The organism is Streptococcus oralis subsp. dentisani (assembly GCF_002860905.1).
Taxonomy (GTDB): Bacteria; Bacillota; Bacilli; order Lactobacillales; family Streptococcaceae; genus Streptococcus; species Streptococcus oralis_BA.
Map to the genome: position 1 here is coordinate 324,691 of NZ_PKIG01000001.1, position 13,753 is coordinate 338,443.

Sequence of the window (13,753 nt, forward strand, 5' to 3'; positions counted from 1 at the left end):
ATACAGAAATTACTTCGCTCCATCTCTCATAAATACAACTTTAACAGTTTTTAACAAAATTTCAATATCTTTCCAGATTGTCCAATTATCAATATAAGCCACATCTAATTTTACAACATCGTCAAAATCGGTTATTTTACTACGGCCACTAACCTGCCATAAACCTGTAATACCAGGTTTAAAGCTGAGTCGACGTTTCTGTTCTGGAGTATACTGATCATACTCATCTACTGTCGGTGGACGCGTCCCCACCAAACTCATATCTCCTATAAAGACATTCCAAAATTGTGGCAATTCATCCAAACTGGTTTTACGAATAAAGCTACCAATTTTTGTAACACGAGGATCATTGTCCATCTTAAACATACCACCTTGCATCGTGTTTTGATCCATCAACTGTTCTTTGATAGCTTCAGCATCGATCCGCATCGAACGGAATTTATAAAAGGTAAAATGTCGACCATTTTTCCCTATACGAGTTTGAGCAAAAATAGCTGGTCCGCCATCTTTACGAATCAATGGAACTAAAACTAGACTAGCTATACCAAAAATAATAAGGCCAATAGTGGCACCACAAATATCGAGAATTCTCTTTGAAATCACATGACTGGTTTTATAAAAATTTGTAGAGAAAGTAACTACATTCAATCCTACCATCTCATGAATTTGTTTATTGCGACCCAAATTCTTATCAAATGCATTAAGATTTACAGTTACATCTACCCCCATTGTCTCAAACCTAGAGATAATTTCTCCAATATCGTAGCTCTCTCCTGGAAGGTTGACAAACACCTCATCCACAACTTCATGCGTTGCAAATTCAATAATTTTTTCCTTTTCAATTACAGGTATTTTATCATGTTGAAAGTCAGATTTATCCAAAACACTTACTGCTACCAATTTCCATGAAAGTTCATCAGATTCTAGCAATTTATCAAGAACTTTTTCTATATTTTTCGTTACTGTTAACAGTAAAATTTTCTTGCTATTTTTTAGATTAAAAAACACATGCTTCCAATATTTCTTTATTAAGAAATTCAACAAGTATAAGGATATTCCTTCTAAAGTTAAGAAGTATACCATTCCTCTTCTAGAGATACTAAACCGTTCCTCTATAAAAAAGTTTAATACACTTATAGCTATTGCAAAGAAAAAAATATATCTTATAGTACTATTAAACTCAACTAGGTACCCTCTTTTAAAAAAATTGTTACCATAGGAACTAAAATAAAATACAAAAAAGTGGAGAAGGTATAGTATAACCATCGAAGAACGTTCAATTTCTGTCTCTCTAACAAAGCTAAGAAAATAAACCAATAAAATGACAATAATACTCTGTAATACTGCCAGAAAAATTTTCAATCCTTTTTCATCCATAAAATCTTCCCCAGGTTATTTTTTACCATAATTACCATAACCACCGTAAGAACCATATTTTTCGCGTTGAATATCAAATTTATTGAGAACGACACCTAAAAATGGTTTCCCTGTTTGATCTAATTGTTGTTTTGCTTTTTGGACATCACGTTTATTCGCCTCACCTGTTGCTGTTACCAAGATGGACGCATCACATTTTTGAGTGATAATTGCCGCATCAATAACAATTCCAATAGGTGCTGTATCAACAATAATATAATCAAAATATTTACGCAAGGTTTCAATCATATCATTAAAATTTTTACTTTGTAACAAGGCTGTAGGGTTTGGTGATACAGATCCCGATTGAACTACAAATAAATTTTCAATATTTGTATCACATAACCCGTGAGATAAATCGGTTGTTCCAGATAAAAATTCTGTCAGCCCTGTAATTTTTTCACGAGATTTAAAAACTCCTGACATAACTGAATTTCGAATATCACCATCGATCAAAAGAGTTTTATAGCCTGCACGCGCAAAAGACCATGATATATTTATGGAAGTAGTTGATTTTCCTTCCCCAGGGTTAACAGAAGTAACGGAAATTACTTTTAGTTTATCTCCGCTCAACTGTATATTTGTACACAAGGCATTGTAATATTCTTCTGTCTTCTTAATGAACTCCAGTTTTTTTTGTGCTATTTCTAATGTCGGCATCTCTCTCTCCTATTTCAACTTATCCAAGTTTGGTACAACTCCCAAAAGTGTCATCTGCAGTGCATCTTCGATATCTTCCGGACGTTTCACACGAGTGTCCAAAAGTTCACGAAGAAGAACTATAATACTGGTTCCAATCACCCCAGCCAAAAAACCAATTAGTGTATTGCGTTTAATATTTGGTGAAGACGGTGATATCGCCGGTCTTGCCTCCTCCAGTGTTGTCACATCAGAAACACGAGTAATACTGATAATTTTTTGAGCAGCTACTTCTCTCAAAGAGTTAGCGATACGGCTTGCCTCTTCAGGAACTCGATCATTAACTGAAATAGAGACAATACGGGTATCAACTGGTACTGTCACTTTAATTTTATTAGCCAGACCTTTTGGCGTCAAATCTAGTTTCAAATCAGAAACAACTTTCTCCAAAACATCCTGCGATAGGATAATTTCACGATAGTCTTTAACCAAGTATGATCCTGCCTGCAAGTCTTGATTGGTTAAACCAGACTTCTCTCCCTGATTACGGTTAACTACATAAATCCGAGTCGTACTAGTAAACTCAGGTTTGATAATAAAAGTACTGTAGGCAAAAGCAACTGAAGAAGTTATAATTGCCACTAATAAAATGACCAACTTTCTTTTCCATAAAGCTCTGAATAGTTGAAATACATCGATTTCCAAAGTGTTTTGATCTTTCATATTTTCTCCTAAATTAATTGATCCATTATAATTTTTCTGGGGTTTTCTACAAAAAGTTCCTTCGCTTTTTTCGCTCCATATTTCTTAGCAATGATATCGTATGCCTGTTCCATATATGGAGGTCTACTGTCTAAATTGTGCATGTCACTTGCAACTACATGAACTAAATCACGTTCCAAAAAATACCGAGCTCTCTTTTTCATGAATTTATATCTTTCACCAAAGAGTTTAGGTTTTAAAACATGATAACTATTTATCTGAGTATAGCAACCCATATCAATCAGTTCGCGAACGCGTTTTTCATTATTCTCTAAAGCATCATAACGTTCAATATGAGCAATTACTGGCGTGATTCCCAACATCAAAATATTGTTCAATCCCGTATGAATCTCACGATAGGGAGTGTGCATGCTAAACTCAATCAAAGCATAACGGCTATCATTAAGGGTAGGAATCTCTTTTCTTTCTAGCTTTTCTAGAACATCCAGAGTATAGTATATCTCTGCGCCATAAGCAATGACTAAATCATCTGCTACTTCTTTTGCAATTTCACGAACCTTAATAAAATTTGTTGCAATTTTTTCTTCTGGAGTCTCAAACATCCCTTTTCGACGATGCGAAGTAGATACAATCATTCGAACTCCTTGATTATAAGCTTCTCTTAAAAGCGCCTTGCTATCCTCTATCGACTTTGGCCCATCATCTACATCAAAAACGATATGCGAATGGATATCTATCATTTCATCTACCTTCCATCACATCCTGTATAGCTGCTTTGACTGTAGCTAAACTACTCTCATCTATTTCCATCATATAGAGACTACTGTCTGGCATTGCATAAGAAGGAAGATCCATCCGACCTGTCCCTTTTAAATCTTGAGAATTTACTTTATAATTCCCTCCACTTTCCAATTGAGTATTTACTAGATCCATCATAGTCTCAATCGGCATATTTGTCTGAAGGGAATCCTGCAATCCTTGAAGAATACTACTATAGTTTTTCAAAGCCTCTGTGGAAGTTAACTTCTGAATAATTGCTACAATGACCTTTTGTTGGTTGCGACCACGGTCACGGTCTCCATCGGCTAGTGAGTAGCGTTCACGTACAAAACCTAAAGCTTGTTCAGAGTCTAGATGGACATTTCCCACTGGAAAATGAAACTTCCCATGTAGAGCTGTAAATTCTTGATCGTTATAAACATCTACCCCTCCCAATAGGTCAATCAATTTCAAAAATGAGGTGAAATTCAAACGAACATAATAATTAATATCTACACCATAAAGGTTCTCTAGGGTATGAATAGATGAATCAACTCCATATATACCAGCATGAGTCAATTTATCCTTTTGATTGTTTCCACCATCAGCAATAGGAACATATGAATCTCGTGGAGTTGTTGTAAGAAGGATTCTCTTCGTATCCCTATTGACCGTCATCAGGATATTGACATCTGAGCGCGAAACTGAACTAATGGCACCGTAAGTATCAATACCACTGACATAGATATTAAAGAAGCGATCTTTAGATACCTTAGGGGTCTCAACATCCTTGGTCATTTTTTTAGTGTAAATTTTCTTAATTTTAGAAGCATAATCTGGATACTCTGCCTCAATAATATTTTCAAATACACTATTTAAGACAATGGCTTTGGTCTCTCCAGAAATCAAACTTTTATAAGTTGACAAGTAAGAAGTACTTTTATCAACCGTCAAATCCTTATTTTGACTCGTCTTAATATCAGAGATTAGCTTTTGAATATTCTCATTATCCGTACCTGTTGGCCCCATAACACTGGATAATTGTGTGACATTATTGATATCACTATCCTTTAAAACGACGACACTGAGAGAATACTCTGAATAATTTGAAGTTGCATTAATATGACTTGTAAAGCCTATAAATTGCTGCAGAGTAAATAAAGAAACTGAACTCACTAAAACAGCTAGTGTCAAAAAGAAAATCGTGAACTTTTCTGCTTTTTTATAGATTATTAATAGTGCGGCAGTAACAGCAACAATCACAGCAAAAACTGCTACCACTATATTAACGTGCCTGAAAGCAAGTATATTGTACTTAAAGATTAAGAACAATAAAAAACCAACTAACAATAAATAAATAGTTAACAAAACTATATTAACACTTCGCTTCACTTTCTGTGAACGTGATTTTTTAAAACGTCTACTCATGATTAACACCTATACATTTAATGTTACCATTATATCACTTTTTTACGATAAATTCTACATTTAGCGAGTTTATAAACATTCTTAGATATAGGTTATTTGGACATCATAAGCACTTATACTCTTCAAAAAGCTCTTCAAAGTACGTCAGTTTCACCCTGCTATATGTGACCGACTTCATCAGTTCTATCCACCACTTCAAAGCTGTAGTTTGAGCTAGCTTCACAGTCGCTCTTTGATTTTCATTGAGTATTAAACCATCAAAATTAATACAGTATTTCATTTACAATTCAACATAACTAGACAACTACTAGCCCATACAGCAAAAAACAGCCCTATTAGGACGACTTTATAAAAATCATCCAATAGAACTGCTCATCATTATTTTACATGATTTTCTGCTTCTTTTTGAGCTTTTTCGATTGCTTTTTTGCTTTCTTGATCCCATTTGGTCTTAGCTTCTTCATACTGTTTGGTTGTCACAGTATCTTTTTGCAGTTTCATGTACTTGTAGTTATTGCCATCACCCTTGATGCCGACCAATGAATAACCTCTTGTAAATGGCGTGACTTTGGTAACAGATGCTGTTCCACCACTTGACATGGCTGACATAATCAGAGAATTGTCAATCATCCAAGCCTGTGCTTCAGCATATTTTTCATAGCGTTTGGCTACATCTTTATTTTCACTATCTGCATCTTTGAGCATCTTGGTGTAAGTATCAAGCCTCAAGCTAGCAATCTTAGCTTTATCTTCTTGAGCATCTAGACCAAAAATCTTGAGGTAGAACCCATCCTCAGCATTGAAAGGATTAAGATAAGTTGACGGATCTTGGTAGTCACCTACCCAACCATCAAAGTTCAAATCATAGTCACGATCAGCTGGTGTCGGTGCTAAGAAGGCTACGTTATTAAAATCATCTGTTGAAAGTTGCTGAACATCAATGACAATGTTATCAGCACCTAAAACTGACTCAAGGGTCTGCTTAACAGAGTTCATACCTGTCACAGCATTTTTACTTGTCTGATCAACTGCCACATCCAAGTGAATTGGGAAAGTCACACCTTGACTTGCCAATTCTTTTTTAGCTTCCGCAAATTTTGCTTGGGCTTTTTCTTTGTTGAAATAGGCATCCTGAGCATCTGCCAAGTTAATACCTGACCATTCTGTGCCATAGTTGACCAATTTAGAAGCGACTACTTCTCCAAAAGTCTTGTCTCCAACTTGGACAAATGTAGGAGGCACTAGGGTGTTACGAAGAGTCTTGCTAGCCGCTTCTTCCCCATTTGACTGGGCAGAATAAGCTGTACGATCCAAGGCAAAGTTCACCGCTTGACGGAAGTTCTTGTTCAAGACAGCTGACTCAGTTGACTTCTTCTGCTCATCTGTCGTTTTAGACGTATGGTTGTAAGCCTTACGGTTGACGTTGAAATTGAAGTACCAAGAAGTCTTGTCCTGCAAGCTATAGACGATATTATCCTTATATTTTTCCTTGGTCTTAGCGAAGTTAGAACTATTTGGATAAACGCCAGCAATAGAATAGGCTCCACTTTCAAAGTTACGGATGGTCAATTCTTGGTCTGAGCCATCAAAGTAAGCCAATTTCACGTGTTCAATCGATACTTTGTCATGATCGTAGTAATGCGGATTTTTCACATATTCGATCGATGATTTTGATGTAAAATCTTTTAACAAATAAGGTCCGCTGTAAAGAATACTATCTGGAGATAGAGTACCAAAATCTTTCCCTTTTGAATTTAGAAACTCTTCGTTTACTGGGAAAAGAATACTGTTGGTTGTTTTTGAGTTCCAGTAAGGTTCTGGGCGTGCCAAAGTATACTCAACAGTCTGGTCGTCGATTGCTTTCACCCCAACCTTAGAAAAGTCAGAATCCGCTCCTGTAATATAATCATTCAAGCCCTTGATTGAATTTTGAATCAGGTCAATGGCCTGTGATTTATTATCCACTGCATGCTTGATACCTGTCACAAAATCTTGTGCCTTGACTGGGGCGTATTCTTCACCGTCAGCTGTGAACCATTTGGCATCTTTTCTTAATTTATAGGTATAAGTCAGACCGTCGCTTGAAACAGTCCAGTCTTCCGCCAAAGATGGAACTAAATTTCCGTGGTTGTCATTTTCAAGCAAACCATCAACTAGGTTGGTAATGATGGCTGTATTATCAGCGTAGTAGTCTAATAAATAGTTAAATGTAGTTGGATTTCCACTAAAGGTTGATGAGTAAGTTTTTGTATCTGAACCTGATTGACCGCAAGCAGCTAAAAGCAAAGCAGCCGCAAAGGTCAGGCCTGCACTAAGAACACGCTTTTTTGTATTCATCTTCTTTCTCCTTTATGTTAGTTTTTATAACATAAGTTTATTTTACCAAAATAGAGGAAATTTGTAAAGTTAATTGAATTTTGAGAATGGAAGTTTATAAACTTTCGTCATAAAAAAACAAAGGATTTCTGTCTTTCATACAGTCCTCCCTTGTTTTTATACGATTTCATTTTTAAATTTTTCTGTAAAAAATATTTATAGTAATTCAACACAGAAAGCATCCCATGGAGATAAGATTTGTTTCTCAAAAACTTCTTGAGCCACGGTGTTTTCAATCAAGACTGATTTAACATTTCTTTCTACTGTTAAGTCTTGGTCTTCATTTGACAAGTTGGCCACGACTAAGAAACGACGGTCGCCATCTTTACGGATATAGGCAAAGACCTTGTCAGCTGTATCAAGTAGCTCAAAGTCAGCTCGAATCAGCCAGCTGTTCTCCTTACGGATTTGAACGAGTTTTTGATAAGTATAGAAAATAGAATCTGGATTTTCCAGCGCTTCTTGAACGTTGATTGCTTGATAGTTTGGATTGACTGCCAACCAAGGTTGACCTGTCGAGAAACCAGCATTTTTGCTCTCATCCCATTGCATTGGAGTACGGGCATTATCACGTCCAATGACACGGATACTGTCCATGATTTCTTCCATCGGAACGCCTTTTTCAAGAGCTTCACGCGCATAGTTGAACGATTCAATATCTTCTACTTGGTCAAGCGTCTCAAACGGATAGTTGGTCATCCCAATCTCCTCACCTTGGTAGATATAAGGAGTCCCTCTCATGAGATGAAGCAAGATTGCAAAGGCTTTGGCAGATTTTTCACGATATTCTTGGTCATTTCCCCAGATAGAGACGATACGAGGGAGGTCATGATTGTTCCAGAAGAGGGAATTCCAACCATCCTCAACTCCTAACTCTGTCTGCCATTTGTTGAAAATCTCTTTTAACTTAGCGATATTCAGCTCTTTTTGATAGTGCCACTTAGGTTGCCCTTCCTGATACTGAAGACAGATATGCTCAAACTGGAAGACCATAGATAATTCTTGCCCCTTTGGATCAGAGTAGAGCTTGGCAATATCTGGCGTTGCACCCCAGGTCTCTCCCACTGTCAAGAGATTCTTATCTCCAAAGGTTGCCTGATTCATTTCCTTGAGATAGGGGTGGAGCATAGGACCATTATTGACTACTTTCTCATCAGGAATTTTCCCAATCATGTCAATGACATCCATGCGGAAACCGCCAATGCCTTTATCAATCCAGAAGTTCATCATCTCGTAAATTTTCTGGCGCAGTTTCTCATTTTCCCAGTTGAGATCCGGCTGTTTCTTGCTGAAAAAGTGGAGATAGTATTGACCTGACTTTTCATCGTATTCCCAAGCAGATCCACTAAAGATAGACTCCAAATCATTTGGTTCATCTCGCCAGATGTAGTAGTCTCGCTCAGGACTGTCAGGATTTTCACAGGCCTCGACAAACCAAGCATGTTCATCTGAGGTATGATTGACCACCAAGTCCATGATGATACGAATATCGCGCTTCTTAGCCTCCGCGATCAGTTGGTCCATATCCTCCATAGTCCCAAAAATAGCCGCAATAGCTTGATAATCAGCAATATCATAGCCATTATCATCCATAGGACTGTCATAAACCGGAGAAAGCCAAATCGCTGTAATTCCTAACTTGGCTAGATAGTCCAACTTACTAGTAATACCTGGCAAATCGCCAATTCCATCTCCGTTGCTATCCATAAAACTCTTGGGATAGACTTGATAGACTACGGCATTGTGCCACCATTTTTCTTGCATCTTCTTACCTCATTATTTTAATAATCTATAGTCTATGATAGCGCTTTTGGGAATTTTGTGCAAGCGTTTGCCTAATCTTTTTGATTCCTTTTTTAACTCCATAGTTTCCTAACTTCCAATTTTTTATTATAATAGAGGTCAGAGGTAAAAAAATGAAAAAACAAGCTTTTAGTTCTGAACAATATTTGAATCTACAGCGCGACCACATTTTGGAGCGCATTAACCAATTTGACGGCAAGCTCTACTTGGAGTTTGGTGGTAAAATGTTAGAAGATTTCCACGCTGCTCGTGTCCTTCCTGGTTATGAGCCTGACAACAAAATCAAGCTCTTGCAAGAATTGAAAGAACAGGTTGAGGTTGTGATTGCCATTAATGCTAGCAACATCGAGCATTCTAAAGCACGTGGTGACTTGGGCATTTCTTATGACCAAGAAGTTCTTCGCTTGATTGATAAATTCAATGAATTGGGAATTTTTGTCGGCTCCGTTGTCATCACACAGTACGCTGGCCAACCAGCTGCAGATGCCTTCCGCAACCAGTTAGATAAAAACGGAATCGATTCTTATCTTCATTATCCAATCAAAGGATACCCGACTGATATGGATCACATCATTTCTCCAGAAGGTATGGGGAAAAACGACTACATCAAAACCAGTCGCAACTTGATCGTCGTAACCGCTCCTGGACCTGGTTCTGGAAAATTGGCAACTTGTATGTCAAATATGTACCACGACCAAATCAATGGTATCAAGTCTGGTTACGCTAAATTTGAAACCTTCCCAGTTTGGAATCTTCCCCTTCATCACCCAGTCAACTTGGCTTATGAGGCTGCTACAGCAGACCTTGATGATGTCAACATGATTGACCCCTTCCATCTCCAAACCTACGGAGAAACCACTGTCAACTACAACCGTGATATCGAAATCTTCCCTGTGCTCAAGCGCATGTTGGAGCGTATCCTCGGAGAATCTCCATACGCTTCTCCAACAGACATGGGTGTCAACATGGTTGGTTTCGCTATTACAGATGATGAGGCTGCTGTTGAAGCTTCTAAACAAGAAATCATCCGCCGTTACTATCAAACTGTTCTTGATTTTAAAGCTGAAAAAGTTGGCGAAGCTGCTGTCAAGAAGATTGAACTTCTCATGAACGACCTCGGCATCACACCTGCAGACCGTATGGTTGCTGTCGTTGCCCGTCAAAAGGCAGAAGAAACTGGTGGTCCTGCCCTAGCCCTTGAATTGCCAAATGGGGAAATTGTCACTGGTAAAAACTCTGAGCTCTTTGGCCCAACAGCCGCTGCCTTGATCAACGCTATCAAGAAATCAGCTGACATTGCTAAAGAAGTAAAACTCATCGAACCTGAACTTGTCAAGCCAATCCAAGGTCTTAAAATCGATCATCTGGGTAGCCGCAATCCACGCCTTCATTCAAATGAAATCCTGATTGCACTTGCTATCACAGCTACAGAAAATCCTGATGCTGCCCGCGCTATGGAAGAACTTGGCAACCTCAAAGGAAGCGAAGCCCACTCAACTATCATCTTGACAGATGAAGACAAGAATGTCCTTCGTAAATTGGGTATCAACGTAACCTTTGACCCTTACTACCAATACGATCGCTTGTATCGTAAGTAAAGATTTCAACCTCTCCACCCTCGGAGAGGTTTTCTCTCTGTCTCAGGAGCCGGCTTTATGTTATAATGAAATTAGAAAACTGAAAGGATTTACCATGTCAAAAGAAGTTATTGTTGAAAGTTTTGAACTTGACCACACTATTGTTAAAGCACCCTATGTTCGCTTGATTGGGGAAGAAACTGGACCAAAGGGAGACATCATCTCCAATTATGATATTCGCTTGGTGCAACCAAACGAAGACTCAATCCCTACTGCTGGACTTCACACCATCGAGCACCTCTTAGCCAAACTCATCCGTACCCGCATTGACGGTATGATTGACTGTTCACCATTTGGTTGCCGTACAGGTTTCCACATGATTATGTGGGGACGTCATACCAGCGCTGAAATTGCAGCTGTCATCAAGGATTCGCTCAAGGAAATCGCTGAAACCACTACTTGGGAAGATGTCCCTGGAACAACCATCGAATCTTGCGGAAACTACAAAGACCACAGCCTCTTTTCTGCTAAAGAATGGGCAAAACTCATTCTAGAACAAGGGATTTCAGATGATGCCTTTGAGCGTCATGTGATTTAAACACAAAAAAGGAACCAGTTTTTTCAGCTGGTTCCTTCTTTTTTTATTCTCAAAATCTTGAGTTAAGCTTTTTCACGAATAACTAAACCACCATCTTCCATATCTGCTTCCAGATGTTTGGCATCTAGATGATCCAAGTGGAAGTCTGTCACCTTATCACGAATTTCTTGTTCAACTACGCGACGGAGAGGGCGAACACCCATGACTTCGTCATAGCCTTCTTCTGTGATATAGTCTTTAGCTGCTTGACTGACTACCAAGTCAATGTCTTTCTTAGCCAAGGTTTGGTTGACTTCAGCCAACATCAAGTCCACAATCTTAGAAAGGTCTTCCTTCGTCAAGTGTGAGAACTCGATAACTGCGTTGAAGCGGTTAAGGAATTCTGGGCGGAAGAATGGTTTCAAACGATCCATCAATTCTGGTTTATCTGCATCTTCTGTCAAGTTAGCTTCATAGCCAAATCCAGCATTTGATGTCGCGATAATAACAGTGTTCTTGAAGTTCACCGTATTTCCTTGGCCATCAGTCAAACGACCATCATCCAAGACTTGAAGGAGAAGAGTGATTACTTGAGGATCAGCCTTTTCAATTTCGTCCAAGAGAATGATAGAGTATGGATTGCGACGAACACGTTCTGTCAAGGTATTGCTATTGTCATCATAACCCACATATCCTGCTGTTGTACCAATTAGCTTAGAAACAGCTGTGCGGTCGCTATATTCTGACATATCCAAACGGATGATCGCATCCTTAGTTCCAAACATATCAAGCGCCAATTGTTTAGCAAGTTCCGTCTTACCAACCCCAGTTGGACCTACAAAGAGGAAGCTACCAATTGGGCGATTACCTTCATCAAAACCAGCACGGTTACGTCGGATAGCACGAGCTACAGCTTCAACTGCCTTATCTTGACCGATTACCTTATCTTGCAAGCGATGAGCCATATCTTTCAAACGTTCGATGTCTGATGCTCCCATTTGAGATACTGGAATACCGGTCATCCGTTCCACAGATTCAGCCACATCGTTGACACTTGCAGTCACTTTCATATCTTCTGTGTGGTTTTCGATTTTCTTTTCTAATTCTGCGATGCGTGTTTTATAGTTTAGAGCTGCTTCAAAATCTTCTGCCTCAACAGCTTTTTCTTGCTTGTCTTTTTCTACCTCAATTTCACGTTCAACAGCATGCACATCTGTTACAGGATGCTGAGCTGCCAAGTGAGCTGCCGTTACATCGACAAGGTCAATAGCCTTATCTGGCAAGCTACGTTGAGGAATGTATTGTACAGAATAATCCACTGCTGCTTTCAAGACTTCATCTGGCAAGATGACATTGTGGTGTTGTTGATAGAGATCACGAATTCCTTGAAGGATTTTAAAAGTATCCTCTGCTGAAGGAGCATTGACCTTGACTTCGTTGAAACGACGAGCAAGAGCTGCATTCTTCAAGATGGTGTTACGGTATTCGTCTTGAGTTGTTGCCCCAATCACTGTCAATTCTCCACTAGAGAGAGCTGGCTTGAGAATATCCGCAAGCCCTTTAGAACCACTGTCTCCACCAGTGCTACCAGCACCGAGAATTTGATGAATTTCATCAAAGAAGAGAATGATATTTCCCGCTTCTTTTACTTCATTGACTAAATTTTGAACGTTTTCTTCAAAGCTACCACGATATTGAGTACCAGCCTCAAGACCTGAGATATCAATGGAAATAATTTCCTTATTCTTAATAGCAGCTGGAACATCACCGTTCACAATGGCTTGTGCCAAGCCTTCGACAACTGCTGTCTTACCAACACCTGCATCTCCGACTAAAACAGGATTGTTCTTGGTACGGCGTGAGAGGATTTCAGATGTCTCTTGAATTTCCTTGTTTCGTCCGATGACTGGATCCAGCTTGCCCTCACGCGCTTCTGCTGTTAAGTTTCGACCCAGTTTAGCAAGGACACCATCTTGTTTCATACCTGAAACCTGTTGTTGCATTTGTCCATCAGCTTCTGCATTTCCTGGTAATTGACCTGTCGCACGATAGTGAGCAAATTCCTCAGGTGTCACTTCACGTCCATTAATCAAGTAACGACGATTTTCAGAACTGTATCCTCGCATACCACCCATCAATTGGTTAAATAAATCATCCATGTTATTAAAATTATTAAAGTTGTTGTTCATATTCTTTACCTCTTTTTGTTATTTATTATTACTGATATTGACTATCTTTGACCTTTATTTTAAAAAATTTAGACTAGCTAGATTGCTACTCTACGTACTATTTCTGGTTTTTCTTTTTCAAGCAGGAGTCGACTATCTTTACTTCTGAAGATTTCTAGATTAAACATAGACCCCACCTCTTTCTATTTTACTTTAAATAAGTGTTCTAGCAAGGCTTTCATTTACCTTACGTTCATAATATACTACATTAGTCAAAAAAGGTCAAG

General features: G+C 38.6%; 10 protein-coding genes. 2 read left to right on the forward strand and 8 right to left on the reverse strand.

Going from position 1 to position 13,753, the window contains the following annotated elements:
• Positions 1-9: 9 nt before the first annotated feature.
• From CYK16_RS01610 to CYK16_RS01640, 7 genes are all read right to left on the reverse strand, one after another.
• Complete coding sequence (locus CYK16_RS01610) at positions 10-1,377, reverse strand: sugar transferase (RefSeq protein ID WP_101776539.1); 1,368 nt, start codon at positions 1,375-1,377, stop codon at positions 10-12.
• Positions 1,378-1,392: 15 nt separating this feature from the next.
• Positions 1,393-2,076, reverse strand: a complete 684-nt coding sequence (locus CYK16_RS01615; RefSeq protein ID WP_101776540.1) for a tyrosine-protein kinase — start codon at positions 2,074-2,076, stop codon at positions 1,393-1,395.
• Positions 2,077-2,085: 9 nt separating this feature from the next.
• Positions 2,086-2,778, reverse strand: coding sequence for a capsular polysaccharide biosynthesis protein CpsC (gene cpsC, locus CYK16_RS01620; RefSeq protein ID WP_101776541.1), 693 nt, complete (start codon positions 2,776-2,778; stop codon positions 2,086-2,088).
• 8 nt (positions 2,779-2,786) lie between these two features.
• Positions 2,787-3,518, reverse strand: coding sequence for a capsular polysaccharide biosynthesis protein Cps4B (gene cps4B / locus CYK16_RS01625; RefSeq protein ID WP_101776542.1), 732 nt, complete (start codon positions 3,516-3,518; stop codon positions 2,787-2,789).
• A 1-nt stretch (position 3,519) separates the two neighbouring features.
• Positions 3,520-4,965: an LCP family glycopolymer transferase CpsA gene (cpsA, locus tag CYK16_RS01630; protein WP_101776543.1), complete on the reverse strand. Its 1,446-nt coding sequence runs from the start codon at positions 4,963-4,965 to the stop codon at positions 3,520-3,522.
• 378 nt (positions 4,966-5,343) lie between these two features.
• Positions 5,344-7,302 (reverse strand): peptide ABC transporter substrate-binding protein, encoded by a 1,959-nt coding sequence (locus CYK16_RS01635; protein ID WP_101776544.1) that lies wholly within the window; start codon positions 7,300-7,302, stop codon positions 5,344-5,346.
• 195 nt (positions 7,303-7,497) lie between these two features.
• Entirely contained in the window at positions 7,498-9,105 is a 1,608-nt protein-coding gene (locus CYK16_RS01640; RefSeq protein WP_101776545.1) for a glycoside hydrolase family 13 protein, read from the reverse strand.
• 152 nt (positions 9,106-9,257) lie between these two features.
• On the opposite strand from CYK16_RS01640, the gene CYK16_RS01645 reads away from it, so the two are divergent.
• Positions 9,258-10,742, forward strand: a complete 1,485-nt coding sequence (locus tag CYK16_RS01645) for a DUF1846 domain-containing protein (protein ID WP_101776546.1) — start codon at positions 9,258-9,260, stop codon at positions 10,740-10,742.
• A gap of 94 nt (positions 10,743-10,836) precedes the next feature.
• The gene (locus CYK16_RS01650) at positions 10,837-11,319 is read left to right on the forward strand and encodes an S-ribosylhomocysteine lyase (protein WP_000032547.1); all 483 of its coding nucleotides are present in this window, start codon (positions 10,837-10,839) and stop codon (positions 11,317-11,319) included.
• 62 nt (positions 11,320-11,381) lie between these two features.
• Here the strand turns inward: CYK16_RS01650 and CYK16_RS01655 are convergent, their stop codons facing one another.
• A complete protein-coding gene (locus CYK16_RS01655; RefSeq protein WP_101776547.1) occupies positions 11,382-13,487 on the reverse strand; it encodes an ATP-dependent Clp protease ATP-binding subunit in 2,106 nt (701 codons plus the stop codon).
• Between the last annotated feature and the right edge of the window lie 266 nt (positions 13,488-13,753).